The organism is Tranquillimonas rosea, assembly GCF_900111315.1.
Classification (GTDB): Bacteria; Pseudomonadota; Alphaproteobacteria; order Rhodobacterales; family Rhodobacteraceae; genus Tranquillimonas; species Tranquillimonas rosea.
This window is the reverse complement of record NZ_FOGU01000004.1, coordinates 94,976-120,856: the sequence shown is the minus strand read 5'-3', so window position 1 is coordinate 120,856 and position 25,881 is coordinate 94,976. Positions and strand designations below refer to the sequence as shown.

The window sequence follows — 25,881 nt, the reverse complement described above, 5'->3', positions numbered from 1 at the left end:
ACTCGGGACGCGCACACCATTACGGCCGAGCGGCTCGGATCCTAGGTGCCGCTCGATGCGCTGTCTCCGTTTTTTGGGGCGGGGACGTTGCGCCACCACGCCTCGGCGGGGTCGACGCCCCAGAGTTCCTTCAACGCCTCGCGCAGGCTGAAGACCCCGTCATAGAGCGGCGCCCCGACGATGGCGCCGGCGAGCTTTCGTCTGGCGGCCATTCCCCCGACCTGGCCCGTGGTCCGGATGATGTCGCTTCCGATGACCGGCGTTCTGACATGGGCGGCAATGACCTCGGCGGCGGCGAGCTTGGCCGACGGGGACATCGTCGTGTCGGCGGTCTCTTCCACGACGATGCCGGACAGGGCCATGCGGTCGAACCGTCTGGCATACGCGATCGGGTCGATCGGCCGGCCGCTGGCGCTGGTGTGGCCGGCCAGGGCGTTTCCGTCCGTGGAGACGCTGATGAGGATACGATAGGGAAACCGCTTGGAGGCGCTCTCGACCAGCGAGGGATAGCGATACGCCTCGTCGCCGATGACGACCGAATCCACGCCCGCGGCCATCCACGCCTCGACATCCGCCAGGCTGTGAACGCCGCCCGAGACCTCGACCGGGATCGGCACCGCCGCCGCGATATTGCTGATCAGGGCGAGGTTCTCTTCCGCGCCGTCGTCTTCGGCATCGAGATCGACCAGGTGAAGCCACTCGGCCCCCTGTTCGACGAATTCACACGCGATCTCCGTCGCGTCGCCGTAGACCTCCGGCTTGCCGGGAGCCCGTGGATGCGAGACGCACTGGCCATCGCGGATTGCAATTTCTGGATACAGGATCACTGGTGTCCCTCCGTGTCAGCACATGCCAACACACACCGCCCGATTGCTTCCGGGGAAGTTGGTGCATGGATGCGCACGTTCTCGTTTGAAACTGGAACCGCGACTACACTTCGCCGTCGCCGCGCACCGCTGACTGAACACTCGTCGACTTGTCGAACGTAGGTCGCCAGGGAAAAGTTCCCTGATGGCGGGAACGATCTGACGTGATGGGATGTTGCGCCACTTCGGCGCGTCCGGCAACCGCCGCCGCGACCTGTCGGGGAGGGGCGTTCCGCGGGTGCGCTCGCGCCGTTATTCCAGGATCATCGCGCCGCCGGTCGGGACGCCGCGGGCGCGCGCTTCCTCGAGGACGTGCATGCCGCGCTCGATGATGGTGCGGTTCGAGCCCGGAACGAGCTCCAGCGCGTCGGCCTCCGATTCCGCGATCGCGAGCCAGGTGACGTTGCGCGACCCGCTCTCGGCGCTCGCTTCGGCGTGCTGGCTTTGTATGACGAAACCGTCCATGCCGAAGAGCTAGCGTCGGGACAGGCCGGGGCAACGGCAGGTAAGCCGGCTGCCGCCAGCCTGCGGAGGGTGCTTGGGCACGGTAATCCGTTGGCTTTGCGAAAATTATTGGTCGTTCCGGAGGGGCCGCCCGGGCGTCGCGCAATGCGTCGAAGCGCCGACAGGTCTGTTGGTAGAGGCGCTGAACTCATGGGCGCTTAATGCAGGCTGGTAGGCCCGGAGGGACTTGAACCCCCAACCAAAGCGTTATGAGCGCTCTGCTCTAACCAATTGAGCTACAGGCCCTCCAGCGCTGTCTCATTAGCAGAGCGCGAGGGTGCGTCAAGCGCCGCGGGACGGGCGGGGGCGGCGCTGGGGTCGGTGCCGAGGACGCGGGCGAGGACGTCCATCTTCTCGCGCTCGGCATCGGTGAAGGTGTCGGGGTCGCCGTCGATCTCGGCAAGCGCGCGGAGCGAGGGCGCCTCGTCCTGCGGGGCAGCCACGCCGGTCAGGGCGGAGAGGCCGGTTGCCAGAGCGGCGAGGGTGGGAATCAAGAGATGAAGCTTCATGTGCCGCCAACACGTGCGGGCCGCGCTTGTTCCGCCCGTTGGGATCGTCTATCGCGGGCGCGCCTGACCCTAGGAGAGCCCCAGAGATGAGCGAGAAGCGCGGACTGACCTATGCCGAGGCCGGTGTCGACATCGCCGCCGGCAACACGCTGGTCGACCGGATCAAGCCCCACGCGAAGCGCACCACCCGTGCCGGCGTCATGGCGGGGCTGGGCGGCTTCGGTGCGCTGTTCGACCTGAAGGCGGCGGGCTATGACGACCCGGTGCTGGTGGCGGCGACGGACGGCGTGGGCACCAAGCTGCGGATCGCGATCGACACCGGGCACCTGGACACGATCGGCATCGACCTGGTGGCGATGTGCGTCAACGACCTGGTGTGCCAGGGGGCCGAGCCCTTGTTCTTCCTCGACTATTTCGCCACCGGCGCGCTTGAGGTGGACGCCGCCGAGCGCGTCGTCGCCGGGATCGCCGAGGGCTGCGCGCAATCGGGCGCGGCGCTGATCGGGGGCGAGACGGCCGAGATGCCGGGGATGTACGGCGCGGGCGATTTCGACCTGGCGGGCTTTGCCGTGGGCGCGATGGAGCGGGGCACCGCGCTGCCCGACGGTGTGCAGACCGGCGACGTGATCCTGGGGCTGGCCAGCGACGGGGTCCATTCCAACGGCTATTCGCTGGTGCGCCGCATCGTCGAGCGCTCGGGCCTGTCGTGGGAGGCGCCGTGCCCGTTCGGCGACGGCGAGGGCACGCTGGGCGCGGCCCTGCTGGCGCCGACGCGGCTTTACGTCCGGCCCGCGCTGGCGGCTCTGCAGACGGGCGGTGTCCGGGCGCTGGCCCATGTCACCGGCGGCGGGCTGACCGAGAACCTGCCGCGCGTTCTGCCCGAGGGCGCGGGCGCCCATGTCGACCTGTCGGGCTGGACGCTGCCGCCGGTCTTCGAATGGCTGGCCGCCGAGGGTGGGCTGGCGCGCGAAGAATTGCTGCGCACCTTCAACGCCGGGATCGGCATGGCGGTCGTGGTGTCGCCCGAGAGCGAGGCGGCGGTGCGCACCGCGCTGGCCGAGGCGGGCGAGACGGTGGTGTCGCTGGGCGCGGTCGAGCCGGGGTCTGACGTGCGCTTTACCGGCGACTTCGCCTGAGCCATGCGGGTCGCGCTGCTGATCTCGGGCTCGGGCTCGAACATGGTCGCGCTGGCGCGGTCGATGACCGGGGCGCACCCGGCGCGGCCGGTGCTGGTCGTGTCGAACCGGCCCGGCGCGGGCGGGCTCGACAAGGCGGCGGCGATGGGGATCGGGACCGCCTGCGTCGATCATAGGGCCTACGACGGCCGGGCGCCGTTCGAGGAGGCGCTGGACGCCGAGCTGCGCCGCGCATCGCCGGACCTGATCTGCCTTGCGGGCTTCATGCGCATCCTGACGCCGGACTTCGTGTCGCGCTGGGAGGGGAAGATGCTGAACATCCATCCCTCGCTGCTGCCGGCCTATCCCGGGCTAGACACGCACGGCCGCGCCATCGCGGCGGGCGACCGGGTGGCGGGGTGCAGCGTGCACCGTGTGACGGCCGAACTGGACGCGGGCCCGGTGCTGGGGCAGGCGGTGGTGCCGGTGGTCGCCGGTGACACGTCTGACACGCTGGCGGCGCGGGTGCTCAGGGCCGAGCACAGGCTCTATCCCGAGGTTCTGCGGCGGGTCGCCGGGGATGGGCCGCTGCCGGTGACGCTTCGCTGACCCTTTCCTTCCGTGGCCCGATTGCGTATCAGGTGCGCCACGTCCACGACATGAGACCGGACAAGTAGCCACTTCGCATGATCACTATCACCACGACCGAGGCGCTCGCCGCCTTCTGCGACCGGGCCCGGTCGCATCCCTACGTTACCGTCGATACCGAGTTCCTGCGCGAGCGGACCTATTACTCCAAGCTCTGCCTCGTGCAGCTGGCGGTGCCCGGCGACGCCGAGGAGGATGCGGTCCTGGTGGACCCGCTGGAGGGCGACCTGTCGCTCGAGCCGCTCTACGAGCTGTTCCGCGACGAAAGCGTGGTGAAGGTGTTCCACGCCGCGCGGCAGGATCTGGAGATCTTCTTCGTGCAGGGCGGTGTCTTTCCGGTGCCTCTGTTCGACACGCAGGTCGCGGCCATGGTCTGCGGATTCGGCGAGCAGGTCGGCTATGAGACGCTGGTGCGCAAGGTCGCGAAGGCGCAGCTGGACAAGACCTCGCGCTTTACCGACTGGTCGCGGCGGCCGCTGACCGAGGCGCAGAAATCCTACGCCTTGGCGGACGTGACCCATCTGCGGGTGATCTACGAGAAGCTGGCCGCCGATCTCGACCGCACCGGGCGCCGCCCGTGGGTCGAGGAGGAGCTGGCCGTCCTGACCGATCCCGAGACCTATACCGTGCATCCCGAGGATGCGTGGAAGCGGCTCAAGACGCGGACCAATTCCGGCAAGTTCCTTGCCGTGGTGAAAGAATTGGCGCGGTTCCGCGAATCCTATGCCCAATCGCGCAACGTGCCGCGGAACCGGGTGTTGAAGGACGACGCGCTGATGGAGCTGGCCTCGACCAAGCCGCAGTCGGTGGAAGACCTGGGACGCTCGCGCCTACTGCTGCGCGAGGCGCGGCGGGGCGAGATCGCCGAGGGTATCCTGGCGGCGGTGAAGGCCGGCATGGCGATGGATCCCGCCGAGCATCCGCAGGTCGACAAGTCGCGGGACAAGATGCAGGTCAACGTGGCACTGGCCGACCTGCTGCGGGTGCTGCTGAAGGCAAAGTCGGAGACGGCTGGCGTGGCGCAGAAGCTGATCGCGACATCAGCCGATCTCGATGCCATTGCCGCTGGAGAGCGCGACGCGCAGGCGCTGAGGGGCTGGCGGCGCAAGGTGTTCGGCAAGGATGCCGAGCGGCTGTGCAAGGGTGAGATCGGGCTGGTCGCCAAGGGCGCGCAGGTCGAGGTGATCGAGGTCGACTGAGGCCGGCGTGATCGTGGCGCGGCCTGCAAGACTTTGAAATAGCGTCTGTAATCCGGATGTGTTGACGGATCGTTGCCCCCATCGCGCGGTGGGGGCCGGGCCGTCAAGCTTGACTCGGCGCACGGTCCGGTGTATACATCTAGTCAAGCTGGAAGACGTGACGGAACGGTCCTGGGCGCTGCCCTCGGGCCGTTTTTTTATGTCTGCTCGGAGGAGATCCCTGGAGAGGCAGGTTTCCCCATGACGATCAAGAGACCCTCTGTCGGAGAGGGAGCGCGCTCGCTTCTGGTTGAAGCGGAGGCGCATTACCGCGAGGCGTTGGAGGATTTCCTTGCGGTCAAGCTGTACCTGAAGGACCGGGACGATCTGGCCGAGGCCGAGATCAAGCAGAAGGCGGCCGAGTACCGGCGCGCCACGCAGACGCTGTTCGACGAAAGGAAGCGCCTTGAAGACCACCTCAAGCGCCTTGAAGGCATCGCAAGAGAATACGCTCTCGACTTCGACGCCGTGCGCGCCGAGATCGGGGGCCGCCTTGATCGCCTCCGCGCCGCGGGAGGTGCAGGAGAGGTTCCTGGATGAACTGACCGAGGGGGCGCTGCTGGCGCTCCCTTATCTTTTCGAGTTCTGGGCGATGGCGCACCAGCTGCCGCCCGAGGGCGACTGGCGGTCCTGGGTGGTGATGGGCGGCCGGGGCGCGGGCAAGACCCGCGCGGGTGCCGAATGGCTGCGCGGGCAGGTCGAGGGATCGCTGCCGCTGTCGCCGGGCCGGGCGTCTCGGGTGGCACTGGTGGGCGAGACGCTCGACCAGGCGCGCGAGGTGATGATCTTTGGCGACAGCGGCATCATGGCGTGTTCCCCCGCCGACAGGCGGCCGGTCTGGGAGGCGGGGCGCAAGCGGCTGGTCTGGCCGAACGGCGCGGTGGCGCAGGTGTTCTCGGCCCATGATCCGGAATCCCGCGCGGGCCGCAGTTCGACGCCGCGTGGGTGGATGAGCTGGCCAAGTGGAAGCGTGCGCGAGAGGCCTGGGACATGCTGCAATTCGCCCTGCGGCTGGGCGACGATCCGCGGCAGGTGGTGACGACGACGCCGCGCAACGTGGGCGTGCTGAAAGAGCTATTGGACCTGCCGACAACGGCGGTGACCCATGCGCCGACCGAGGCGAACGCCGCGAACCTGGCGGGATCGTTCCTGGAGGCGGTTCGGGCGCGCTATGCCGGCACGCGGCTGGGCCGTCAGGAGCTGGACGGCGTCCTGCTGGAGGATGCCGAGGGCGCGCTCTGGCGGTCCTCGATGATCGAGGCGGCACGGGTGGACACGGTGCCGCGCCTGAGCCGGATCGTGGTCGCGGTGGATCCGCCGGTGACCTCCGGCAAGCGGTCGGACACCTGCGGCATCGTGGTGTCGGGCGCGGTGACGGTCGGGCCGCCGCAGGATTGGCGCGTCGTGGTGCTGGAGGATGCCAGCGTCTCGGGCGCGACGCCGACGGAATGGGCGCAGGCGGCGGTGGACGCGCTGCATCGCCACGGCGCCGAGCGGCTGGTCGCCGAGGTGAACCAGGGCGGCGACCTGGTGGAGACGGTGGTGCGGCAGATCGATCCGCTGGCGCCCTATCGCGGCGTGCACGCCACCCGTGGCAAGGCGGCGCGGGCTGAACCGGTGGCCGCGCTCTACGAACAGGGGCGCGTGGCGCATTTGCCGGGGCTGGCCGCGTTGGAGGATGAGATGTGCCGGATGACGGCGCAGGGGTTCGAGGGATCGGGCTCGCCCGACCGGGTGGATGCGCTGGTCTGGGCGCTGCACGACCTGGTGCTGGCGCCGGCGGCGGCATGGCGCAATCCGCAGGTGCGCAGCCTGGGCTGACCACGGCGAAATCGGGGCATGGATGACGGGGCCGCTTCCGGCAGGGAGCGGTCTTTTTCGTCGTGCCCGCAAGGAAAGGACGGGGAATGTTCGATTTTCTCAAGCGGCCGCGGCCGGTGGAGGCACCGCCCGAGCAGAAGGCCTCGGCCGCGGGGCCGGTGATCGCCTATGGCACTGCGGGGCGGGTGGCCTGGACCCCGCGCGACGCGGTGTCGCTGACGCGGAGCGGGTTCATCGGCAATCCGGTCGGCTTTCGCTGCGTGCGCCTGATCGCCGAGGCGGCGGGCGCGCTGCCGCTGGTCCTGCAGGACGGGACGCGCCGGTTCGACAGCCATCCGGTGCTGCGGCTGGTGCAACGACCGAACGCGGCGCAGGGGCGGGCCGAGCTGTTCGAGGCGATCTATGCCCAGCTTTGCCTGAGCGGCAACGCCTATGTCGAGGCGGCCGGGTCGGGGCGGCCGGCGGAGCTGCATGTCCTGCGGTCCGACCGGGTGAGCGTCGTGCCGGGATCGGACGGCTGGCCCGTGGCCTATGACTACACCGTGGGGGCGAAGACGCACCGCTTTGCCGTGGGCGAGGGACCGGCGGCGGTGTGCCACGTCCGCAGCTTTCATCCGCAGGACGACCATTACGGTCTGTCGCCGATGCAGGCCGCGGCGGGGGCGATGGACGTGCACAACGCCGCCTCGCGCTGGTCGAAGGCGCTGCTGGACAACGCGGCGCGGCCCTCGGGCGCGATCGTCTACGGCGGGGGCGAGGGCCAGGGCACGCTGACGCAGGCGCAGTACGACCGGCTGCTGGGCGAGATGGAGAGCCATCACCAGGGCGCGCGCAATGCCGGACGGCCGATGCTGCTGGAAGGCGGGCTGGACTGGAAACCGATGGGGTTCTCGCCCTCGGACATGGAGTTCCAGAAGACCAAGGAGGCCGCCGCGCGGGAGATCGCGCTGGCCTTTGGCGTGCCGCCGATGCTGCTGGGGATACCCGGCGACGCGACCTACGCCAATTACGCCGAGGCGAACCGGGCGTTCTATCGCCTGACGGTGCTGCCGCTGGCGGGCCGGGTGACGGCGGCGCTGAGCCACTGGCTGTCGGCGCATTTCTCTGAGCTGGTTGAGCTGGTGCCCGATCTCGACGGCGTGCCTGCACTGGCGGCCGAGCGGGAGGCGCAGTGGCGGCGGGTCGCCGAGGCGGATTTCCTGAGCCCGGCGGAAAAGCGGGCTCTGCTGGGGTTGCCGGTCGGGGAATGATTTCATGCCAGTGGGTTACGGGGAGAATCGGATGTTGACGGAAGAGAGTGGACTGGAGCGCAAGTTCTGCGCGGCGGGCGGCGCGGTGACGATGCGCGAGGGCTGCGAGATCGCCGGCTATGCCTCGCTCTTCGGGGTGCGGGATCAGGGAGGAGATACCGTGATGCCGGGCGCTTACGTGGCGGCCTTGAAGCGGCTGGCGGCGCGGGGCGGCAAGGTCAAGATGCTGTGGCAGCATGATCCGGCGCAGCCGATCGGCGTCTGGGAGGACGTCCGCGAGGACGCGCACGGGCTGCATGTGCGGGGGCGTCTTCTGGACGACGTGGCGCGGGCGCGGGAGGCCGCCGCGCTGATCGCGGCGGGCGCGATCGACGGGCTGTCGATCGGCTATCGCACGGTGCGGGCGACGAAGGATGCGGGCGGGCGGCGCAGCCTCACGGAGCTGGACCTGTGGGAAGTGTCGCTGGTGACGTTCCCGATGCTTCCCGAGGCGCGGCTGAACGGCAAGGCCGAAGCCGACGAGGCGGCGGCGCTGGAAGAAATGGCGGCGGCGCTGCGCCGCGCCGGAGAGGTGCTGGCGGGCAGCTGACCCGCCGACCATCAGCACAAGCGAAAGGAAGAGGCGATGGCCGAGACCGAGGCGACGGCCCCGGAGGGGCGGAGTGCATCCGCGCATCAGGCGATGCGCGCGATGGCGCGATTCACGAGCGAGATCAAAAGGTTTCGCGACGACATTCACAATAAGATGCAACAACAGGAAGAGCGACTGACCATGCTGGATCGCAAGAGTATCGCGGGCGCGCGCCCGGTGCTTTCGGCCGCGGCCGAGACTGACCTGAGCCACAAGGCCGCCTTTGGCGCCTATCTGCGCAACGGCGACGACGACGGGCTGCGCGGGCTCGAGACCGAGAGCAAGGCGCTGTCGAGCGCGGTGGCCGGGGATGGCGGTTACCTCGTCGATCCGCAGACGTCGGAGACCGTGCAGAGTGTCCTGCACTCGACCGCGTCGCTGCGGCAGGTGGCCAATGTGGTGCGGGTCGAGGCGACGTCGTACGATGTGCTGATCGACACCACGGATGTCGGCGCGGGGTGGTCGTCCGAGACCGGGGCCCAGACCGAGACCGGGACGCCGCAGCTGGACCGGATCGTCATCCCTCTGCACGAGCTGTCGGCGCTGCCGAAGGCCTCGCAGCGGCTGCTGGACGACGCGGCCTTCGACATCGAGAGCTGGCTGGCGGGGCGCATCGCGGACAAGTTCGCCCGGGCCGAGGCGGCGGCGTTCGTCACTGGTGACGGGGCGGACAAGCCGACGGGATTCCTGACGCATCCGACGGTGGACGACACGATCTGGGAATGGGGCAACCTCGGCTATGTCCCGACCGGCGCGGCGGGGGCGTTCCAGGACGCCGACCCGCTGGTCGAGCTGGTCTATGCGCTGGGGGCGCAGTACCGGGCGGGGGCGAGCTTCGTGATGAACTCGAAGACCGCCGGCACGGTGCGCAAGATGAAGGACGGTGACGGGCGGTTCCTGTGGTCCGACGGGCTGGCGGCGGGAGAGCCCGCGCGGCTTCTGGGATACCCGGTGCTGATCGCCGAGGACATGCCGGACATCGCCGCCGACAGCTTTGCGGTGGCCTTCGGTGATTTTGGCCAGGGCTATACCATCGCCGAGCGTCCCGACCTGCGCATCCTGCGCGATCCGTTCTCGGCCAAGCCGCATGTTCTGTTCTACGCCACCAAGCGCGTCGGCGGCGACGTCAGTGATTTCGCCGCGATCAAGCTTCTGAAGTTCGCCGCCGAGTAAGGCGCGCGGGCGGGTGCCGGGCCACGGTCCGGCGCCCCGGACGCGCGCATCAACGACCCCCGTGTCGTCCAGCTATCCCTCCGTCCGAGCGGCGCGGGGGCGCGCGTCCAATTCCGAAGAATGACACAGGGACGGGAGGTTGAGAGATGATCTTGAACGAGGACACGCCGGTGGATCCGGCCGCTCTGCCGGTGGCGGCGTTTCGGTCGCATCTGCGGCTGGGGACCGGGTTCGGCGAGGACAGCCTGCAGGACGCGGTCCTGGTCCCGTGCCTGCGCGCGGCGCTTGCCGCGATCGAGGCGCGGACCGGCAAGGCCGTGCTGCGGCGGCGGTTCCTGTGGCGGGTGGAGGCCTGGCGGGACGCGGCGCGGCAGATGCTGCCGGTGGCGCCGGTTCCCGCGCTGGTGTCGGTGTCTTTGCGGATGCGGGACGGCTCTGTGAAGGAGGTCCCGCCAGAGCGCTACCGCCTGGCCGAGGACGCGCACCGGCCCGCGTTGGCGGCGACGGGCGCGCGGCTGCCGTTGATCCCGACGGGCGGCGCGGCCGAGGTGCTGTTCGAGGCGGGCTATGGCGCCGGGTGGGAGACCGTTCCGGGCGACCTGGCGCAGGCGGTGCTGATGCTGGCCGCCCATCACTATGCCCGGCGCGGCGACGGCGAAGGCGAGGTGCGCCCGATGCCGGGGCCGGTCGAGGGCCTGCTGGGCCCATATCGCCCGGTGCGCCTTCTGGGCGGTGCGGCATGAGTGCGCCGGATCTGAGCCGGCGGCTGGAGTTGCAGGCGCGCGTCGGTGTGCCGGACGGCGCCGGGGGCCTGTCAGAGAGCTGGGAGACGCTGGGCGTGCTCTGGGCCGCGATGGACCGGCGGACCGGGCGCGAGACGGCCGCGCCCGGTGGGCCGGTCGGGCTGACCCGGTGGCGGATCACGGTGCGCGGCGCGCGGGTGGGTTCGCCCGCGCGGCCGGCGCCGGGGCAGCGCTTTCGCGAGGGGGCGCGCTGTTTCGCGATCCGCGCGGTGGGCGAGGCGGACCCGCGCGGGCGGTACCTGCTGTGCGATGCGGACGAGGAGGTGGCGGCATGAGCTATGCGATGGCCGGCGCGTTGCAGGAGGCCGTCTATGCGCGGCTGAAGGCGGACGCGGCGCTGCGGGCGGTGGTGGGCGACGCCGTCCACGACGCCCGGCCCGCCGGGGTGCTTTCGGGAACCTTCGTGCTGATCGGCGAGGAGCGGGTGCGCGAGGCGGGCGACATGCTGTCGGCCGGCGCCCGTCACGACCTGACGATCAGCGTGGAGAGCGACGCGGCGGGCTTTGCCACGGCCAAGGCGGCCGCGGCTGCGGTGTCGGATGCGCTGACCGGTGCGGCGCTGACGTTGGGGCGCGGGCGGCTGGTGGGGCTGTGGTTCCGCCAGGCGCGGGCGCAGCGCCTGTCGCCGGGGGACCGGCGGCGGATCGACCTGCGCTTTCGGGCGCGGACGGATGACGAGTGAGTAGCGGGAGGAGCGGAGATGGCGGCCCAGAACGGCAAGGATTTGTTGATAAAGCTCGACCTCACCGGGGGCGGGCAGTTCGAGACGGTGGCGGGGCTGCGCGCCACGCGGCTGTCGTTCAACGCCGAGAGCGTCGAGGTGACCTCGCTGGAGAGCGAGGGGGGATGGCGAGAACTGTTGTCGGGCGCGGGCGTGCGGTCGGCGACGATCTCGGGCTCGGGGGTGTTCAAGGACACCGCGACCGACGCACGGGCGCGGGACATCTTCTTTCAGGGGATCACGCCCGACTTCCAGGTGATCGTGCCGGATTTCGGCATCGTCCAGGGGCCGTTCCAGGTGACGGCGCTGGAATATGCCGGCAGCCACGACGGCGAGGCGACCTACGAGATGGCGCTGGCTTCGGCCGGGGCACTGAGCTTCACGGCGCTCTGATGGCCAATCCCCATGCCGGAGAGGTGGCGCTGACGCTGGATGGCGAGCGCCGGGTGGCGAAGCTGACGCTGGGTGCGTTGGCGGAGTTGGAAGCAGCGCTGGAGGCCGGGACGCTGATGGACCTGGTCGAGCGGTTCGAGGCGGGGCGGTTCTCGACCCGCGACGTGCTGGCGCTGATCGTGGCCGGCCTGCGGGGCGGCGGCTGGCGCGGAGGCCCACGCGATCTGCTGAGCGCCGAGATCGGCGGCGGACCGGTCGAGGCGGCGCGGGTGGCCGGGGCGCTGTTGGCGCGGGCCTTTGCGGGGCCGGGCGATGTTTGACTGGGCCGCGCTGATGCGGGTGGCGCTGTCGGGCCTGGGCCTGCGTCCCGACCAGTTCTGGGCGCTGACCCCGGCGGAGCTAGCGCTGATGCTGGGGGCCGGGCGCGCGCCGGCGCCGCTTGGGCGGGCGCGGCTGGAGGAACTGCGCGCGGCCTATCCCGACCAAGGAGGGGCGGATGACGGAACCTGACGAGATCGACGACCTGGAGGTGCAGCTGACCTCTCTGGAAGAGGCGATGGGCGGCGCAAGGTCGGTGACGGCGGCGTTCGAGGCCGAACTGGGCCGGATGCGCGGCGAGATCGCCGGCGCCGGCCGCGAGGTGACCGCCTTGTCGCGCGGCCTGTCGCGGGGATTGCGGCGGTCGTTCGAGGACCTGGTCTTTGACGGCGCGTCGCTGAGCGAGGCGCTGCGCTGCGTTGCGCAGTCGATGGCCGACACCGCCTATCGCGCGGCGGTGAAGCCGGTGTCGCGCCAGTTGGGCGGGATGCTGGCCGAGGGCGTGGGCGCGCTGATGCCGTTCGCGGACGGGGCCGGGTTCGCGCAGGGCCGGGTGCGGCCCTTTGCGACGGGCGGTGTGGTGTCGGGGCCGGTCGCGTTCCCGATGCGCGGCGGCACGGGCCTGATGGGCGAGGCCGGTCCCGAGGCGATCCTGCCGCTGGCGCGGGGCGCCGACGGCCGGCTGGGCGTGCAGGCGGGGGGCGGCGGCCGGCCGGTGCAGGTGGTCGTCAACGTCGCGACCCGCGACGCCGAGAGCTTTCGCCGCAGTCACAGCCAGATCGCGGCGCAGATGGGCCGGGCGCTTTCGCGCGGCCAGAGAAACCGCTGAGGGAGAAGATATGAGTTTCCATGAGGTGAGATTTCCCGCGGCCCTGAGCTTTGGCTCGGTCGGGGGGCCGCAGCGGCGGACCGAGATCGTGACGCTGGCCAACGGGTTCGAAGAGCGCAACACGCCGTGGGAGCATGCAAGGCGCCGCTATGACGCGGGCGTGGCCATGCGCTCGCAGGATGACCTGGCGGCGCTGGTCGCCTTCTTCGAGGCGCGGCGCGGGCAGTTGCACGGATTCCGCTGGAAGGACTGGAGCGACTACAAGTCGTGCCTGCCCTCGGCGCGGGTCGATTTCGAGGACCAGGTGATCGGGCGCGGCGACGGGACGACGACCGTGTTCCAGCTGTGCAAGACCTATCGCTCGGGGCAGGAGAGCTATGCCCGGCCGGTCCGCAAGCCGGTGGCGGGCACGGTGCGCGTCGGCGTCGGTGGGCTGGAGCTGCGCGAGGGGGTGCATTTCTCGGTCGATCCGGCGGCGGGACGGGTGACGCTGGAGGTCGCGCCGCCCTTGGGCGACGCGGTGACGGCGGGGTTCGAGTTCGACGTGCCGGTGCGGTTCGATGCCGACACGGTGCAGACCTCGCTGGCGAGCTTCGAGGCGGGCGAGGTGCCCTCGGTTCCGGTGGTCGAGGTGCGGGTATGAGCGCGCTGGAGACGCATCTCGCGGGCGGTGTCACGACGCTCTGCCGCTGCTGGCGGCTGGTGCGGCGGGACGGGATGACGCTGGGCTTTACCGACCACGACCAGCCGGTGCACTTCGACGGCGCGGTCTTCGCGCCGCAGGGCGGGCTGAGCGGGCTGGCGTTGGCGCAGGGTACGGGGCTGTCGGTCGACAACAGCGAGGCCGAGGGCGTTCTGAGCGCCGAGGGCTTGCGGGAGGAGGACATCCGCGCGGGGCGCTACGATGGCTGCGGCGTCGAGGTGTGGCAGGTGAACTGGGCGGATGCGGAGATGCGGCGCTGCCTATTCCGGGGCACGCTTGGCGAGATCACCCGCGCGGGCGGTGCCTTTCGCGCCGAGCTGCGCGGGCTGACCGAGGCGCTGAACCAGCCGCAGGGCCGGATTTTCCAGCGGCGCTGCGGTGCGGTGCTGGGTGACGCGGCCTGCGGCGTGGACCTGGGCGCCGAGGGCCGGTCGGCGGAACGGACGCTCGAGGCGGTGGAGGAGGGGTGGCGGTTGCATGTGCGCCCCGTCGCCGCTGTCGCGGAGGGCTGGTTCGAGGGCGGGCGCGTCGTGGCGCTGTCGGGCATGGCGGAGGGCGTGTCGCGACGGGTGAAGATCGACCGCGCGGGCGACGGTCTGCGCGAGCTGGTCCTGTGGGATGCGTTGCCCGGCCTGGCGGTGGGCGACCGGGTGCGGCTGGAGGTCGGCTGCGACAAGAGTCCTGGCACCTGCCGCGACCGGTTCGGCAACCTCCTGAACTTCCGCGGCTTTCCGCATCTGCCGAGCGAGGACTGGCTGATGGTGCATCCCGCCCGCGCCGATCGCGTCGACGTCGGGAGCCGGGCGCGATGAGCGGCGCGCGGGTCGTGGCCGAGGCGCGGCGCTGGATCGGTACGCCCTATCGCCACCAGGCGTCCGTGCCGGGGGTGGGGGCGGATTGCCTGGGCCTGGTGCGGGGCGTGTGGCGTGTGCTGCTGGGGACCGAACCGGTGGCGGTGCCGCCCTATGGCCCCGACTGGTCCGAGGCGGCGCGGGAAGAGACGCTGTGGGAGGCCGCGCGCCGCCACCTCGTCGCCCTGCCGCCGGGACCGCCGGCGCCGGGCGACGTGCTGCTGTTCCGCCTGCGCGCGGGCGGCGTCGCCAAGCATCTGGGCATCGTGGGCGAAGGTGCCCCCTGCGCGAGCGTGATCCACGCCTATTCCGGGCATGGCGTGGTCGAAAGTCCGCTGAGCCATCCGTGGCAACGGCGGATCGTGGCCCGGTTCCGGTTTCCTGTGGGAGAGACGTGATGGCGACACTGGTTCTGTCCGGTCTGGGGAGCGCCGTTGGCGCGTCGGTCGGCGGCGGCGTGCTGGGCGTGAGCTCGGCCATGCTGGGGCGCGCGGTGGGCGCGACCGTGGGGCGCGTGATCGACCAGACGCTTCTGGGCAGCGGCTCGGCTCCGGTCGAGACCGGGCGGTTGGACCGCCTGCGGCTGACCGGGGCCGGCGAGGGGGCGGCGGTGCCGCGCCTGCACGGCCGGCCGCGAGTGGCGGGTCACGTGATCTGGGCTTCGCGGTTCCTCGAGACCGAGACGACCCATGGCGGAGGCAAGGGTGCCGGACGTGCCCCGGCGGTGACCGAGTACGGCTATTCGGTCAGCCTGGCGGTTGCGCTGGGCGAGGGTCCCATTTCGCGCGTGGGGCGGATCTGGGCCGACGGGGCCGAGGTCGAACAGGACACGCTGACGATGCGGGTCTATGACGGAGATGACGGGCAGCTTCCCGATCCCAAGATCGCGGCGGTCGAGGGGGCAGCGAATGCCCCGGCCTATCGCGGCACGGCCTATGTCGTGTTCGAGGACCTGGACTTGTCGCCCTATGGCAACCGGGTGCCGCAATTCTCGTTCGAGGTGATCCGCACCGGAGGTGTCGGCCGCGACATGGCCGACGTGGTGCAGGGCGTCGCGATGATCCCCGGCACCGGCGAATACGCCCTGGCGACGACGCCGGTGCGCTACGAGGACGGGCCGGGGATCAGCCGGTCGGCCAACGTCAACACGCCCCTGGGCAAGACCGACTTCGCCGTGTCGGTGGAGGCCCTGACGCAGGAGTTGCCGGGATGCGGGAGCACGGCGCTGGTCGTGTCGTGGTTCGGCAGCGACCTGCGTTGCGGTACCTGCGAGATCGCGCCCAAGGTCGAACAGGACGCAACGGACGGCGCGCAGATGGCCTGGCGCGTCTCGGGCGTGGACCGCGCGGCTGCGGGTGTCGTGCCGCGGGGTGCGGCGGGGCCGGTCTATGGCGGCACGCCCGCGGACCGCGCGGTGATCGAGGCGATCGAGGCGCTGCGCGAGGCGGGGCAGCACGTGATGTTCTATCCCTTCCTGCTGATGGAGCCGCTGGCGGGGAACGGTCTGCCCGATCCCTACGGCGGTGCCGAGCAGCCTGCGCTGCCGTGGCGGGGGCGGATCACCCTGTCGGTGGCGCCGGGGCGCGACGGCTCGCCCGACCGCAGCGCCGCGGCGGCGCAGGAGGTGGCGGCGTTCTTCGGCACGGCGGAGCGGGAGGCGTTCGTTCCCGAGACCGACACAATCCGCTACGAGGGGGCGGACGGCTGGAGCTATCGCCGGTTCATCCTGCACTATGCCCATCTGTGCGCACAGGTGGGGGGCGTGGACGCGTTCTGCATCGGTTCCGAGATGCGGGGGCTGACGGGGATACGCGGGGCGGTGGACAGCTTTCCGGCGGTGACGGAGCTGCGCCGGCTTGCGGCGGACGTGCGCGCGATCCTCGGGCCTGAGGTGAAGATCGGCTATGCCGCCGACTGGTCGGAATATTTCGGCTATCAGCCTCAGGACGGATCGGGCGACGTGTTCTATCACCTCGATCCCCTGTGGGCGGACGAAGCGATCGATTTCGTGGGGATCGACAATTACATGCCGCTCTCGGATTGGCGCGAGGGCGAGGATCACGCCGATGCCGCCGCCGGGGCGATCCATGACCTCGACTACCTGTCCGTCAATATCGCGGGGGGCGAGGGATACGACTGGTACTATCCGACTGATGCCGCGCGGGCGGCGCAGGCGCGGACGCCGATCATCGACGGCGCGACGCTGCTGATCGAGCGGGAGGCGGACGAGACCGTGCCGCCGGGGCCCTTCGCGGGGCTTGGCGCGGGCGCGCGGGGGCGCACGGTGACGCTGAGCGGCTCGGTGCGGTTGCCGGAGGCGCCGGTCGATGCCGCGTTGCTGAGCACGGCCGGCGAGGGGGCCGGTCTGTGGCTGGGCGTGCGGGACGGAAAGGTGCGGTTGCGCGCCGGGGCGCTGGAGGCCGGCACGGATGTGGCGGTGGTCGAGGTGCCGGTTGCGGGGCTGCCCTTCGACGGAGACGTGCATCGCCTGACAATCGAGGCGCGGCCCGCCGCGCCGGGGGGCGTGCGGCTGTGGGTCGACGGCACGCTGGCGGGCGAGGCCGAGCTGGCCGGTGCGCTGGGCGGGTCGGTCTGGTCCGACGGGCCTGCGGGCGGCTGGCTGTCGGGCCACGTGGCGGTGGACGACGAGCCGCTGGGCGATTGGCCCGCGCCGGAGGGCGGGACGTTGTCGCTGGCGCGGGGGGCGGTCGAGACGGTGCGGCCGGAAGAGCCGTGGATCTTTCGTTACAAGGATATCCGCAACTGGTGGAGCCGACCGCATCACGAGCGGATAGGCGGGGCCCGGCGGGCGAAGCGGACCGAGTGGGAGCCCCGCTCGAAGCCGATCTGGTTCACCGAGTTCGGGTGTCCGGCGGTGGACAAGGGCACGAACCAGCCGAACGTGTTCTTCGATCCGAAATCCTCGGTATCGGCGTTGCCCCATCACTCCACCGGCCGGCGCGACGATTTCCTGCAGCTGCAATACCTGCGGGCCGTGACCGGGTTCTGGAGCGATCCGAGCAACAACCCGGTGTCGGATGTCTACGGCGGGCCGATGGTGCCGTTGGAGCGCGCCCATGCCTGGGCGTGGGACGCGCGGCCCTATCCGTGGTTCCCGGGCACGCCCGAGCTGTGGGCCGATACCGCGAACTGGACGCGCGGTCACTGGCTGCCAGGGCGCGCCGGGGCGCGGGCGCTGGCGAGCGTAGTGGAGGAGACCTGTGCGGCCGCCGGCGTCGGCTCGGTCGACGTGACGCGGCTGTGGGGGCTGGTGCGCGGCTATGCGGTGGACGAGGTGACCGGGGGGCGCAATGTCCTGCAACCCTTGATGCTGGCCTACGGGTTCGATGCGGTGGAGCGCGACGGCCTGCTGCGGTTCCAAAGCCGGAACGGGCGGGTGGATGCCGTCCTTTCGGGGGACGACCTGGCGGTGACGGACGAGCTGGACGGGGCGGTCGAGCAGGTGCGGAGCGCCGAGGTCGAGACGGGCGATAGGGTGCAGATCGGGTATCTCGGCGAGGGCAGGGACTTCGCGCCGGCCGTGTCGGAGGCCGTGTTGCCGGGACGCGCGGCGCGGATGGTCGCGCGCACCGACCTGCCCTTGGTTCTGACCGAGGGCGAGGCGACGGGCGCGGCGGAGCGCTGGCTCTCTGAGACCCACGTGGCGCGCGACAGGGTGCGGCTGGCCCTGCCGCCGTCGCGGACCGCGCTGGGCGCGGGTGACGTCGTCGGGCTGGAGGGAGAGCGCTATCGCATCGACCGGGTGGAGTTGACGGAGCACGCCCTGATCGAGGCGCAACGGATCGACCCGGAGGTCTACCGCCCGCGCCATGCCGAGGAGGCACCCGCCCGTGTGTCCCGCCATGTCGCGGCGGGGCCGGTGCGGGCGGTGTTCCTGGACCTGCCGCTGCTGACGGGGAACGAGGCGCCGCACGCGCCGCATGTGGCGATGACGGCGCGGCCTTGGTCCGGCGGGGCGGCGCTGTACGACTCGGCGTCTGGTGACGGCTTCGGGCTGAACGCGGTGATCGAACGGCAGGCGGCGGTGGGCGTGACGGAAACACCGCTGCATCGCGCGGCGAGCGGCGTGGTGGACCGGGGGGCGCCGCTGCGGGTGCGGATGTGGCACGGTGCGCCGCTGTCGGTGTCGTGGGAGCGATTGCTGGCCGGTGCGAACGGTGTGGCGATCGGCAGTGGCGAGGACGACCTGTGGGAGGTGTTCCAGTTCGCCGAGGCCGACGTGGCCGGTCCCGACCGTTATGACCTGTCGCTGAGGTTGCGCGGGCAACTCGGGACCGACGGCGTGATGCCCGAGGTCTGGCCGGCGGGCAGTTGCGTGGTTCTGCTGGACGAGCGACTGCGGCAGATCCGTCTGGCCCCGGCGGCGCGGGGCACGCGGCGGGTCTACCGGATCGGGCCGTCGCGGCAGCCGCTAGGGCACGACAGCTACGTCAGTGTCGAGCGGACGTTCGCGGGGGTGGGCCTGCGGCCCTATGCCCCGGTGCATCTGTCCGCCGCGCGCGACGGCGATGAGTTGGTCGTCCGCTGGGTCCGGCGCGCGCGGGTCGAAGGCGACAGCTGGGACGGGCTGGATGTGCCATTGGGCGAGGGACGCGAGCTGTACCTCGTGCGGGCGCTGAGCGACGGCGCGATCGTCGCAGAAGAGACGGTGACCGCGCCGCTCTGGCGGCTGGCGTCGCCGTCACCCGGCCCGCTGTCTATCGAGGTGGCGCAGGTGTCCGAGACCTACGGGTCCGGACCAGCGGCGCGCCTGACGGTCCCGGAGTGAATGGCGGTCAGCCCATGCAGTCGCGGCAGCGCAGGATCGTCGGATCGAAGGCGAGCCGGTCTTCGGCGATCTCGTCGCCACATTCGGTGCAATAGCCGAACTCGGCGCTTTCGATCCGTCGGCGGGCGGCCTGCAGGCGGGTGCGCATGGCGTCGCGGCGCCGCTGGCCGGCCTGTGCCAGCGCCTGCTGCTGCAACGCGTCCATGCGGCTGAGCCGGCCCATGGACTGCTGGTCGAGTTCGACCGGGCGCTGGCCCTCGCCGCCGCGACGGTCCTCGTCGTCGAGCGCCGCTTCGGCGGCGTCAATCGCGCGGGCGAATTCTGCGAGGCGGTCTTCGGTGAACATGATCGTTGGATCTTTCGCACCCGTGCCTATCTGGTGTAAACCGCGACAGCCACGAAAAGGATGCGCCATGGCCGATGCCCGCACGAAAATCGCCGAGCTCGACCCGGTCTGGTCGCGCATTCTGCAGGAGGCCGAGGACGCGGTGCAGGCCGAACCCCTGCTGGGCGGGCTTGTCCACTCGTCGATCCTGCACCACGCGACGCTGGAGCGCGCGCTGGCCTACCGGGTGTCGCTGAAGCTCGCCTCGGGCGAGATGTCCGAGCAGATCCTGCGCGAGATCGCGGACGAGGGCTATAACACCGACCCCGCGCTGGGCGCGGCGGCGCGGGCCGACATCGTGGCCGTCTACGAGCGCGACCCGGCCTGCCACCGGCTGCTGCAGCCGCTGCTGTACTTCAAGGGTTTCCAGGCCGTGCAGGCCTATCGGCTGGGGCACTGGCTGTGGGAGCAGGGGCGGCACGACCTGGCGTATTTCATTCAGATGCGCGTGAGCGAGGTCTATGGCGTCGACATCCATCCCGCCGCCAGGATCGGCCGCGGAATCATGATCGACCACGCCCATTCGATCGTCGTCGGCGAGACGGCGGTGGTGGGCGACAACGTCTCGATGCTGCACTCGGTCACGCTGGGCGGCACCGGCAAGGAAGACCACGACCGTCATCCCAAGATCGGCGACGGCGTCCTGATCGGGGCGGGCGCGAAGGTCCTGGGCAACATCGAAATCGGCGCCTGCACCCGCATCGCCGCGGGGTCGGTGGTGCTGGAGAACGTGCCGCCGAAAAAGACCGTCGCCGGTGTTCCGGCGCGGATCGTCGGCGAGGCCGGGTGCAGCCAGCCGGCGACGAGCATGGATCAGCTGTTTCTCAGCAAGACCTGAACCGGCGTCAGGTGCCGCGCGTGCGGCGGACGGCGGCGACGATGTCGGCCGTCGTAGGTACGCTCGCCGCTTCGAGCGCCTCGGCATAGGGGCAGGGGGTGTCCGCCCCCGCGCATGTCTCGACCGGCGCGGCGAGGTCGGCGAAGGCGGCTTGCGTCACCCGGGCGGCGATGTAGGCGCCGATCCCGCCCTGCGAGGGGCCATGCTCGACCGTCACGCAGCGGCCCGTGCGGCGCACGCTGTCGGTGACGGTGGCAAGGTCCAGCGGTCGCAGGGTGCCAAGGTCGATGACCTCGGCCGCAAAGCCTTCGGCGTCCAGACGCTCGGCCGCCGAGAGGGTCGTTGGCATTGCCGCGCCAAAACCTACGAGCGTGACGTCGCGCCCGGTCCGGACGATGCGCGCCTCGCCGATCCGGCGGGGCCGGTCCGGCCGCGTGCCGCCGTCGCAGCCGCGGGCAAAGAGCGTCTCGCTCTCCAGAAAGATCACCGGCGTGTCCGAGGCGATGGCGGCCTCCATCAGCGCGCGGGCGTCGGCGGGCTCGGACGGGGCAACCACGGTGAGGCCCGGCGCCGCCGCCATCAGTGCCGCGACGTCCTGCCCATGCACCCCGCCGAGACGGCCCGCGGGCCCGTGCACGCCGCGGATCACCAGCGGGCAGGTGGCCCGGTCGCCCGACAGCGGTCCGGTCTTGGCCGCCACGTGCAGCACCTGTTCCAGCGCGCCGTAGATATCCGCGAAGCGCCCGATGTCGATCACCACCCGCTGCCCCCCGAGCGCGGCACCCACCGCCAGCCCCAGCGCCGGTTCGGCGCCGCTGCCGGGGTCGATCACGCGGGCATGGCCGAACGCGTCGCGCAGCTCTCCGGCCAGCCGCGCACCGCCCTGTTCCGGCGGCCGTGCAAGGTAGAGAAGCGCCGGGTCCGCCTCCATCGCGCCGCGTAGGGCGGTGCCGATGGCGTGGCGATAGGTGGCGCCGCGTGGCGTCTCGCCGGTGCGCTGTTCGGCGGCTGGCGGGGCGGCGTCGTTGCCGGCCCCTGTCGGGTCGATGATCGCGATGGCGGTGTCGACGGCCACGTCGCGCGTGCCGGCGGCGACGAGGATGCGCCCGATGCGCCCCGATTGCAGCGCCTCGATCTCGCGCACGATGGTGTCTCCGACGATCTCGGCGATCACGTCACCGGCGCGCACGACATCGCCCTCGCGGACCAGCCAGCGCGACAGCGTGACCCGCGCGACGCCCGGTTCGGGGGCGGGGATGCGCAGCGCCTCGGGGGTCATACGGGCGCCCCGGTTCGAGCCGCGGTCACGGCGGCGCCGGCCTCGGGGGCCGCCCTCGCGGCCTCGGCGGCGGCGGCGACCCGGTCGCGCGCCTCGGTCTCGATGGCGCGGAGCTGTGCGGCCTCGGCGGCGCCGTCCCCGATCAGCGCCTCGCGCAGAAGATCGAGCGGATCGTGCCGGGCACGGACGCGGCGCTGTTCGTCGCGGCTGCGGGCGCGGTCGGTGTCGCCCATGGCGTGACCGCGATAGCGATAGGTCCGCGCCGCGATCAGCGACGGACCCCGTCCGCGTCGCGCCCGCTCTGCGGCCTTTTCCGCCGCCGCAGCCACCGCGCGGGCATCCATGCCGTCGACCTCGCGGGACGGAATGCCGTGCAGCTCGGCGCGGGCGGCGACGCGCGCGCGGGTTGCCGCGGCCTCGGCGCTCTCACGGTTGGTCTCGAGCACGTAGACGACAGGCAGGGCCAGCCGGACGGCCAGGGCCAGGCTCTCGTCGAGGCGCCCCTGGTCGGCGGCCCGGTCGCCGAACACGGCGAAGGTCACGCCGGCATCCTCGCGGCTGCGATGCGCCAGAGCCAGCCCGGCGGCGAGCGGGATCTGCGCCCCGATCAGCCCGTGGCCGGAGTGATAGCCATGGGCCGGGGAGACGACGTGCAGCGATCCGGCCCGACCGCCGCAGAGTCCCGTCTCGCGGCCAAGCAACTCGGCCATCAGTGCCTCGGGCGGGATCCCGGCGGCCAGCATGTGCCCGTGGCCCCGCCGCCCGGCCAGCCGCGTGTCGCCGGGCCGCGCCGCCGCGCCCAGCCCCGCCGACACCGCTTCCTGTCCGATGCTCAGATGGCAGAAGCCGCCGATCAGGCCCAGCCCGTAGAGCTGCCCGGCCTTCTCCTCGAAACGGCGGATCAGCGCCATCGTCCGGTAGAGCGCGAGCGCCGCCTCCGTCGTGTCCGCCACCGCTGCGGGATCGCCCGACATGATCGTGTCCTCCCCGGTCCGCTCCCGTGGAGGGGTAGCGTCCCACATCCCGGGAACGATGGGAAGGCTCAGCGCAGCACGACCTCGTCCGAGCGCACCATGCCGAGCACGTCGCGCACCTGCTCGTCCAGCAGGTCGAGGTCCAGGTAGGCGTCCGACAGCCGCCGCGTCTTGTTCTGCAGGACGGCGACCTCGCCTTCCAGCCGCGCGAGGTCGGCCGAGAGCGCGTCGATCTCGGCCTCGATCTGGATGCGGCGGAACAGCCCGTAATTGCCCTGCACGCTGGCATAGGTGAAATACATGCCCAGCACGAAGGCCAGCGCAAAATAGATGACGGTGCCGATCGCGGGACGGCCTGTGGACTTGGTCATGCTCTGCCTCTCGGGCCGCGTCTTTCCGCGCGGCTGTGGCGGTATGATGCCACACCCGCGGGCGCTTGTGAATCGCCAAGTGACGCCACGCACGGGCTTTCCAGCCGCCCGCCCGCCGCGCTAGCCTCGCCCCATGCTTCCGCGGGACCGCCTGCCGACCCACGAGGTCGAGAACCAGCCCGACGAGCCCGGCGACCGCGATCTCTGGGCCGAAGACCCGATCCTGCGCGCCGCCGCCGGTGCCGCCGGCGCGGAAGCGGGCCTGCTCTCCGCCCATGCCCGCGCGCTCGGCACCGCGCAGATGGCCGAGGCCGCGCGCGAGGCCGAGAGGACGGGCCCCGAGCTGAAGACCTTCGACCGGGGCGGGCGGCGGCTCGACGAGGTGCGCTTTCCCGCCGGCTACCACAGCCTGCTGCGGCTGGGCCTCGGGGCGGGATACGCCGCGCTGCCGTGGCGCGGCGCGGCGGGCGGGCACGCCACCCACGCCGCGATGGTCTACCTGCACAGCCAGGTCGAGCCGGGCACCTGCTGCCCGATGACGATGACCTACGCCTCAGTGCCCGCCCTCGAGGCCGATCCCGGCCTCGCCGCGCTCTGGCGCCCGCGGCTCACGGCGGCGGCCTACGATCCCGCGGTGGCGCCGGTGGCCGAGAAGACCGCGGCGACGCTCGGCATGGCGATGACCGAAAAGCAGGGCGGCTCGGACGTGCGCGCCAACACCACGCGGGCCGAACCCGCCGACGGCGCCTATCGCCTGACCGGGCACAAGTGGTTCTGCTCCGCTCCGATGTCCGACGGCTTCCTGACGCTGGCGCAGGCGCCGGGCGGTCTGACCTGTTTCCTGGTGCCCCGCTGGCTCGAGGAGGGGCGCAACGCGATCCACCTGATGCGGCTCAAGGACAAGCTCGGCAACCGCGCCAACGCTTCCGCCGAGATCGAGTATCACGGCGCCGTGGCCCACCGCCTGGGCGACGAGGGCGCGGGCGTGCGCACGATCATCGAGATGGTCCACCACACCCGCCTCGACACCGCGATGGCGCCCGCGGGCCTGATGCGCGCCGCGCTGGCTGAGGCCATGCGCTGGGTCTCGGGCCGCCGCGCCTTCCAGCGCCGGCTGGTGGACCAGCCGTTGATGCGCAGCGTGCTGGCCGACCTCGCACTCGATCTCGAGGGCGCGGCGGCGCTGGCCTTCCGCACCGCCCGCGCCTTCGACGACCCCGCCGAGCGTCCCTTCGCCCGGATCGCCGTGGCGCTGGCGAAATACCTGTCGAACAAGCGCTGCCCCACCGTGATCGCCGAGGCGATGGAGGTGCTGGGCGGCATGGGATACGTCGCCGACACGCCGCTGCCCATGCTCTACCGCGAGGCGCCGCTGAACGGCATCTGGGAAGGCTCGGGCAACGTCATCTGCCTCGACATCCTGCGCACGCTGTCGCGCGATCCCGACGCCCGCGCCGCGCTCGAGCGCGAACTGGCCGCTCCCGCCGGCGCCAGCCGGGCCTACGATGCCGCCCTCGCGGCCTACCGCGACCGCTGGCGCGACGGCCCGGACGAGGCCGCCGCCCGCGCCTTCGCCGAAGAGACCGCCCATCTCCTCGCCGCAGCGATCCTAGCGCCCGACACCCCCGACATCGCCGACAGCTACGTCCGCGCGCGCCTGACCCACCGCCCGCTCACGCCCGGCACCGTCACCGGCCTCTCGACGGACAGCCTCCTCGCCCGCCTCGCGCCGCCGGCCTGACCCGCCTCTTCGGTTCCTGAAATATCCCGGGGGAGTCCGCCCAACGGGCGGACGGGGGGCAGCGCCCCCCAACGCCGGCACGCCCCCGAAGGGGCGCGCCGGAAATGGCATGCGGGCCGTCAGGCCCGCGCCGCGTGGCTCACTCCTGGCCCTTGTAGATCGACACCAGCTTGTCGAGCATCAACAGCGCCTCGTCGCGGTCCCGCTGAAAGGTGTTGCGGCCGATGATCGAGCCGTTGCCGCCGCCGTCGCGGATCGCGCGGGCATCGTCGTAGACTCCGTCCGAGGCCTTCTTCGAGCCGCCCGAGAACACGATCAGCCGGCGTCCGTTGAAGGCCGAGCGCACGCATTCTCGCACCCGCGCCGACTGGCTCGAGATGTCGATGTCCTGCTCCTCGAAGACCTTCTTGGCCTCCTTCTGCTCCAGGTGGTCGGTAGACAGCTTCACCTTGATGATATGTGCGCCGAGCAGCGCGGCGATATGCGCGGCATAGGCGCCGATATCCACTGCCGTCTCGCCGTCCTTCGAGATCGCTTCGCCGCGGGGATAGGACCAGATCACGGTCGGCAGGCCCTTGGCGGCGGCCTCCTTGCGCATCTCGACGATCTCTTCGAACATCCCCAGCGCCATGTCCGAGCCGGGATAGATGGTAAAGCCGATCGCGGTGCAGCCGAGCCGCAGCGCGTCGTCGACGCTGGCGGTGATCGCCTGGTCCTTGCCGGCGGTGTCCGACATCAGCGAGTTGGCCGAGTTCGCTTTCAGGATCGTCGGGATCTGCCCGGCGAAGGTGTCGGCGCCCGCCTCCAGCGGCCCCAGAGGCGCGGCATAGGCGTTCAGACCCGCGTCGATCGCCAGCTGGTAATGGTAGTGCGGATCATAGGCCGGCGGGTTCGGCGCGAAGGAGCGCGCGGGCCCGTGCTCGAAGCCCTGGTCCACCGGCAGGATGATCATCTTGCCGGTGCCCTTGAGCTTGCCGTGCATCAGCATCTGGCACAGCTTGCCCTTCACGCCGGGCGTTTCCCCCTCGTAGTTCGAGAGGATGCGTTTGACTTCGCGGGAGGCCTTCATCGGCGGGTCCTTCCTGGTGCTTCGGTGAACTGCGGCCAAGGCTTAAGTGCCGTCGCCGCGCC

General features: G+C 71.4%; 27 protein-coding genes, 1 tRNA gene and 3 pseudogenes. 22 read left to right on the top strand and 9 right to left on the bottom strand.

Features of this window, described 5'->3' with window-relative positions; all coding sequences use genetic code 11:
• Positions 1-41: 41 nt before the first annotated feature.
• From BMZ25_RS07825 to BMZ25_RS07810, 4 genes are all read right to left on the bottom strand, one after another.
• Positions 42-827: a HisA/HisF-related TIM barrel protein gene (locus tag BMZ25_RS07825; RefSeq protein ID WP_092691489.1), complete on the bottom strand. Its 786-nt coding sequence runs from the start codon at positions 825-827 to the stop codon at positions 42-44.
• Positions 828-1,118: 291 nt separating this feature from the next.
• Positions 1,119-1,331, bottom strand: coding sequence for a hypothetical protein (locus tag BMZ25_RS07820; protein WP_092691486.1), 213 nt, complete (start codon positions 1,329-1,331; stop codon positions 1,119-1,121).
• 208 nt (positions 1,332-1,539) lie between these two features.
• Positions 1,540-1,616, bottom strand: a tRNA-Ile gene (locus BMZ25_RS07815).
• The gene (locus BMZ25_RS07810; protein ID WP_092691483.1) at positions 1,607-1,879 is read right to left on the bottom strand and encodes a hypothetical protein; all 273 of its coding nucleotides are present in this window, start codon (positions 1,877-1,879) and stop codon (positions 1,607-1,609) included. The genes BMZ25_RS07815 and BMZ25_RS07810 overlap by 10 nt, the downstream gene beginning before the upstream one ends.
• An 86-nt stretch (positions 1,880-1,965) precedes the next feature.
• Between BMZ25_RS07810 and purM the strand changes: the two genes are divergently transcribed.
• The 20 genes and pseudogenes from purM (at position 1,966) to BMZ25_RS21420 (ending at position 19,162) form a co-directional block, all read left to right on the top strand.
• Positions 1,966-3,015, top strand: coding sequence for a phosphoribosylformylglycinamidine cyclo-ligase (gene purM, locus BMZ25_RS07805; RefSeq protein ID WP_092691480.1), 1,050 nt, complete (start codon positions 1,966-1,968; stop codon positions 3,013-3,015).
• A gap of 3 nt (positions 3,016-3,018) precedes the next feature.
• Entirely contained in the window at positions 3,019-3,603 is a 585-nt protein-coding gene (purN, locus tag BMZ25_RS07800) for a phosphoribosylglycinamide formyltransferase (protein WP_092691478.1), read from the top strand.
• 77 nt (positions 3,604-3,680) lie between these two features.
• Positions 3,681-4,841, top strand: a complete 1,161-nt coding sequence (rnd, locus tag BMZ25_RS07795; protein WP_092691475.1) for a ribonuclease D — start codon at positions 3,681-3,683, stop codon at positions 4,839-4,841.
• Between the two features lie 240 nt (positions 4,842-5,081).
• Positions 5,082-5,420: a hypothetical protein gene (locus tag BMZ25_RS07790; RefSeq protein WP_092691472.1), complete on the top strand. Its 339-nt coding sequence runs from the start codon at positions 5,082-5,084 to the stop codon at positions 5,418-5,420.
• Positions 5,398-6,701, top strand: a pseudogene (locus tag BMZ25_RS07785) (DNA-packaging protein). The gene BMZ25_RS07790 and the pseudogene BMZ25_RS07785 overlap by 23 nt, the downstream one beginning before the upstream one ends.
• Positions 6,702-6,787: 86 nt before the next feature.
• Positions 6,788-7,951, top strand: coding sequence for a phage portal protein (locus tag BMZ25_RS07780; RefSeq protein ID WP_092691469.1), 1,164 nt, complete (start codon positions 6,788-6,790; stop codon positions 7,949-7,951).
• Between the two features lie 31 nt (positions 7,952-7,982).
• Positions 7,983-8,540 (top strand): HK97 family phage prohead protease, encoded by a 558-nt coding sequence (locus BMZ25_RS07775; protein WP_177190418.1) that lies wholly within the window; start codon positions 7,983-7,985, stop codon positions 8,538-8,540.
• A 24-nt stretch (positions 8,541-8,564) separates the two neighbouring features.
• A pseudogene (locus BMZ25_RS07770) lies at positions 8,565-9,755 on the top strand (phage major capsid protein); the annotation flags it as partial.
• Between the two features lie 146 nt (positions 9,756-9,901).
• Positions 9,902-10,498 carry a head-tail connector protein gene (locus tag BMZ25_RS07765; RefSeq protein WP_092691462.1) on the top strand — a complete coding sequence of 199 codons (597 nt, stop codon included), beginning with the start codon at positions 9,902-9,904 and terminating at the stop codon, positions 10,496-10,498.
• On the top strand, positions 10,495-10,833 hold the full coding sequence (locus BMZ25_RS07760) for a head-tail adaptor protein (protein ID WP_092691456.1): 339 nt from the start codon (positions 10,495-10,497) through the stop codon (positions 10,831-10,833). The genes BMZ25_RS07765 and BMZ25_RS07760 overlap by 4 nt, the downstream gene beginning before the upstream one ends.
• Complete coding sequence (locus BMZ25_RS07755; protein WP_092691450.1) at positions 10,830-11,240, top strand: DUF3168 domain-containing protein; 411 nt, start codon at positions 10,830-10,832, stop codon at positions 11,238-11,240. Before BMZ25_RS07760 ends, BMZ25_RS07755 begins: the two co-directional genes overlap by 4 nt.
• 18 nt (positions 11,241-11,258) lie before the next feature.
• Positions 11,259-11,672 (top strand): phage major tail protein, TP901-1 family, encoded by a 414-nt coding sequence (locus BMZ25_RS07750; RefSeq protein ID WP_092691445.1) that lies wholly within the window; start codon positions 11,259-11,261, stop codon positions 11,670-11,672.
• On the top strand, positions 11,672-11,992 hold the full coding sequence (locus tag BMZ25_RS07745; RefSeq protein ID WP_092691442.1) for a gene transfer agent family protein: 321 nt from the start codon (positions 11,672-11,674) through the stop codon (positions 11,990-11,992). The genes BMZ25_RS07750 and BMZ25_RS07745 overlap by 1 nt, the downstream gene beginning before the upstream one ends.
• Positions 11,985-12,182 carry a rcc01693 family protein gene (locus BMZ25_RS07740; RefSeq protein ID WP_092691436.1) on the top strand — a complete coding sequence of 66 codons (198 nt, stop codon included), beginning with the start codon at positions 11,985-11,987 and terminating at the stop codon, positions 12,180-12,182. Before BMZ25_RS07745 ends, BMZ25_RS07740 begins: the two co-directional genes overlap by 8 nt.
• Positions 12,169-12,819 carry a phage tail tape measure protein gene (locus BMZ25_RS07735; protein ID WP_092691431.1) on the top strand — a complete coding sequence of 217 codons (651 nt, stop codon included), beginning with the start codon at positions 12,169-12,171 and terminating at the stop codon, positions 12,817-12,819. Before BMZ25_RS07740 ends, BMZ25_RS07735 begins: the two co-directional genes overlap by 14 nt.
• 10 nt (positions 12,820-12,829) lie before the next feature.
• Complete coding sequence (locus tag BMZ25_RS07730; RefSeq protein ID WP_092691428.1) at positions 12,830-13,462, top strand: DUF2460 domain-containing protein; 633 nt, start codon at positions 12,830-12,832, stop codon at positions 13,460-13,462.
• Complete coding sequence (locus BMZ25_RS07725) at positions 13,459-14,334, top strand: DUF2163 domain-containing protein (RefSeq protein ID WP_092691425.1); 876 nt, start codon at positions 13,459-13,461, stop codon at positions 14,332-14,334. Before BMZ25_RS07730 ends, BMZ25_RS07725 begins: the two co-directional genes overlap by 4 nt.
• Entirely contained in the window at positions 14,331-14,771 is a 441-nt protein-coding gene (locus BMZ25_RS07720; RefSeq protein WP_092691423.1) for a C40 family peptidase, read from the top strand. Before BMZ25_RS07725 ends, BMZ25_RS07720 begins: the two co-directional genes overlap by 4 nt.
• Positions 14,771-16,570: pseudogene (locus tag BMZ25_RS21425) on the top strand (baseplate multidomain protein megatron); the annotation flags it as partial. The gene BMZ25_RS07720 and the pseudogene BMZ25_RS21425, both read left to right, overlap by 1 nt.
• A gap of 36 nt (positions 16,571-16,606) precedes the next feature.
• Entirely contained in the window at positions 16,607-19,162 is a 2,556-nt protein-coding gene (locus tag BMZ25_RS21420; protein ID WP_456243231.1) for a baseplate multidomain protein megatron, read from the top strand.
• Between the two features lie 7 nt (positions 19,163-19,169).
• On the opposite strand, the gene BMZ25_RS07710 is transcribed toward BMZ25_RS21420, so the two are convergent.
• Positions 19,170-19,508, bottom strand: a complete 339-nt coding sequence (locus tag BMZ25_RS07710; protein WP_092691418.1) for a TraR/DksA C4-type zinc finger protein — start codon at positions 19,506-19,508, stop codon at positions 19,170-19,172.
• Positions 19,509-19,575: 67 nt separating this feature from the next.
• Here BMZ25_RS07710 and cysE point away from each other — a divergent pair, with 67 nt between their 5' ends.
• The gene (gene cysE, locus BMZ25_RS07705) at positions 19,576-20,385 is read left to right on the top strand and encodes a serine O-acetyltransferase (RefSeq protein WP_092691414.1); all 810 of its coding nucleotides are present in this window, start codon (positions 19,576-19,578) and stop codon (positions 20,383-20,385) included.
• 7 nt (positions 20,386-20,392) lie between these two features.
• Here cysE and BMZ25_RS07700 read toward each other — a convergent pair whose 3' ends face one another.
• From BMZ25_RS07700 to BMZ25_RS07690, 3 genes are all read right to left on the bottom strand, one after another.
• Positions 20,393-21,664, bottom strand: coding sequence for a transketolase C-terminal domain-containing protein (locus BMZ25_RS07700; RefSeq protein ID WP_092691412.1), 1,272 nt, complete (start codon positions 21,662-21,664; stop codon positions 20,393-20,395).
• Positions 21,661-22,638, bottom strand: coding sequence for a thiamine pyrophosphate-dependent enzyme (locus BMZ25_RS07695; protein WP_092691410.1), 978 nt, complete (start codon positions 22,636-22,638; stop codon positions 21,661-21,663). The genes BMZ25_RS07700 and BMZ25_RS07695 overlap by 4 nt, the downstream gene beginning before the upstream one ends.
• A gap of 68 nt (positions 22,639-22,706) precedes the next feature.
• Positions 22,707-23,009 (bottom strand): FtsB family cell division protein, encoded by a 303-nt coding sequence (locus BMZ25_RS07690; RefSeq protein ID WP_092691407.1) that lies wholly within the window; start codon positions 23,007-23,009, stop codon positions 22,707-22,709.
• 133 nt (positions 23,010-23,142) lie between these two features.
• On the opposite strand from BMZ25_RS07690, the gene BMZ25_RS07685 reads away from it, so the two are divergent.
• Positions 23,143-24,750, top strand: a complete 1,608-nt coding sequence (locus tag BMZ25_RS07685) for an acyl-CoA dehydrogenase family protein (RefSeq protein ID WP_092691404.1) — start codon at positions 23,143-23,145, stop codon at positions 24,748-24,750.
• Between the two features lie 139 nt (positions 24,751-24,889).
• Here the strand turns inward: BMZ25_RS07685 and BMZ25_RS07680 are convergent, their stop codons facing one another.
• Positions 24,890-25,819, bottom strand: a complete 930-nt coding sequence (locus tag BMZ25_RS07680; RefSeq protein WP_092691398.1) for a class I fructose-bisphosphate aldolase — start codon at positions 25,817-25,819, stop codon at positions 24,890-24,892.
• Between the last annotated feature and the right edge of the window lie 62 nt (positions 25,820-25,881).

Excerpts from the sequence above, each read along its gene's own strand:
- BMZ25_RS07820 (WP_092691486.1), bottom strand. The coding sequence starts at position 1,331 with ATGGACGGTTTCGTCATACAAAGCCAGCACGCCGAAGCGAGCGCCGAG.
- BMZ25_RS07810 (WP_092691483.1), bottom strand. The coding sequence starts at position 1,879 with ATGAAGCTTCATCTCTTGATTCCCACCCTCGCCGCTCTGGCAACCGGC.
- purM (WP_092691480.1), top strand. The coding sequence starts at position 1,966 with ATGAGCGAGAAGCGCGGACTGACCTATGCCGAGGCCGGTGTCGACATC.
- purN (WP_092691478.1), top strand. The coding sequence starts at position 3,019 with ATGCGGGTCGCGCTGCTGATCTCGGGCTCGGGCTCGAACATGGTCGCG.
- rnd (WP_092691475.1), top strand. The coding sequence starts at position 3,681 with ATGATCACTATCACCACGACCGAGGCGCTCGCCGCCTTCTGCGACCGG.
- BMZ25_RS07790 (WP_092691472.1), top strand. The coding sequence starts at position 5,082 with ATGACGATCAAGAGACCCTCTGTCGGAGAGGGAGCGCGCTCGCTTCTG.
- BMZ25_RS07780 (WP_092691469.1), top strand. The coding sequence starts at position 6,788 with ATGTTCGATTTTCTCAAGCGGCCGCGGCCGGTGGAGGCACCGCCCGAG.
- BMZ25_RS07775 (WP_177190418.1), top strand. The coding sequence starts at position 7,983 with ATGTTGACGGAAGAGAGTGGACTGGAGCGCAAGTTCTGCGCGGCGGGC.
- BMZ25_RS07765 (WP_092691462.1), top strand. The coding sequence starts at position 9,902 with ATGATCTTGAACGAGGACACGCCGGTGGATCCGGCCGCTCTGCCGGTG.
- BMZ25_RS07760 (WP_092691456.1), top strand. The coding sequence starts at position 10,495 with ATGAGTGCGCCGGATCTGAGCCGGCGGCTGGAGTTGCAGGCGCGCGTC.
- BMZ25_RS07755 (WP_092691450.1), top strand. The coding sequence starts at position 10,830 with ATGAGCTATGCGATGGCCGGCGCGTTGCAGGAGGCCGTCTATGCGCGG.
- BMZ25_RS07750 (WP_092691445.1), top strand. The coding sequence starts at position 11,259 with ATGGCGGCCCAGAACGGCAAGGATTTGTTGATAAAGCTCGACCTCACC.
- BMZ25_RS07745 (WP_092691442.1), top strand. The coding sequence starts at position 11,672 with ATGGCCAATCCCCATGCCGGAGAGGTGGCGCTGACGCTGGATGGCGAG.
- BMZ25_RS07740 (WP_092691436.1), top strand. The coding sequence starts at position 11,985 with ATGTTTGACTGGGCCGCGCTGATGCGGGTGGCGCTGTCGGGCCTGGGC.
- BMZ25_RS07735 (WP_092691431.1), top strand. The coding sequence starts at position 12,169 with ATGACGGAACCTGACGAGATCGACGACCTGGAGGTGCAGCTGACCTCT.
- BMZ25_RS07730 (WP_092691428.1), top strand. The coding sequence starts at position 12,830 with ATGAGTTTCCATGAGGTGAGATTTCCCGCGGCCCTGAGCTTTGGCTCG.
- BMZ25_RS07725 (WP_092691425.1), top strand. The coding sequence starts at position 13,459 with ATGAGCGCGCTGGAGACGCATCTCGCGGGCGGTGTCACGACGCTCTGC.
- BMZ25_RS07720 (WP_092691423.1), top strand. The coding sequence starts at position 14,331 with ATGAGCGGCGCGCGGGTCGTGGCCGAGGCGCGGCGCTGGATCGGTACG.
- BMZ25_RS07710 (WP_092691418.1), bottom strand. The coding sequence starts at position 19,508 with ATGTTCACCGAAGACCGCCTCGCAGAATTCGCCCGCGCGATTGACGCC.
- cysE (WP_092691414.1), top strand. The coding sequence starts at position 19,576 with ATGGCCGATGCCCGCACGAAAATCGCCGAGCTCGACCCGGTCTGGTCG.
- BMZ25_RS07700 (WP_092691412.1), bottom strand. The coding sequence starts at position 21,664 with ATGACCCCCGAGGCGCTGCGCATCCCCGCCCCCGAACCGGGCGTCGCG.
- BMZ25_RS07695 (WP_092691410.1), bottom strand. The coding sequence starts at position 22,638 with ATGTCGGGCGATCCCGCAGCGGTGGCGGACACGACGGAGGCGGCGCTC.
- BMZ25_RS07690 (WP_092691407.1), bottom strand. The coding sequence starts at position 23,009 with ATGACCAAGTCCACAGGCCGTCCCGCGATCGGCACCGTCATCTATTTT.
- BMZ25_RS07685 (WP_092691404.1), top strand. The coding sequence starts at position 23,143 with ATGCTTCCGCGGGACCGCCTGCCGACCCACGAGGTCGAGAACCAGCCC.
- BMZ25_RS07680 (WP_092691398.1), bottom strand. The coding sequence starts at position 25,819 with ATGAAGGCCTCCCGCGAAGTCAAACGCATCCTCTCGAACTACGAGGGG.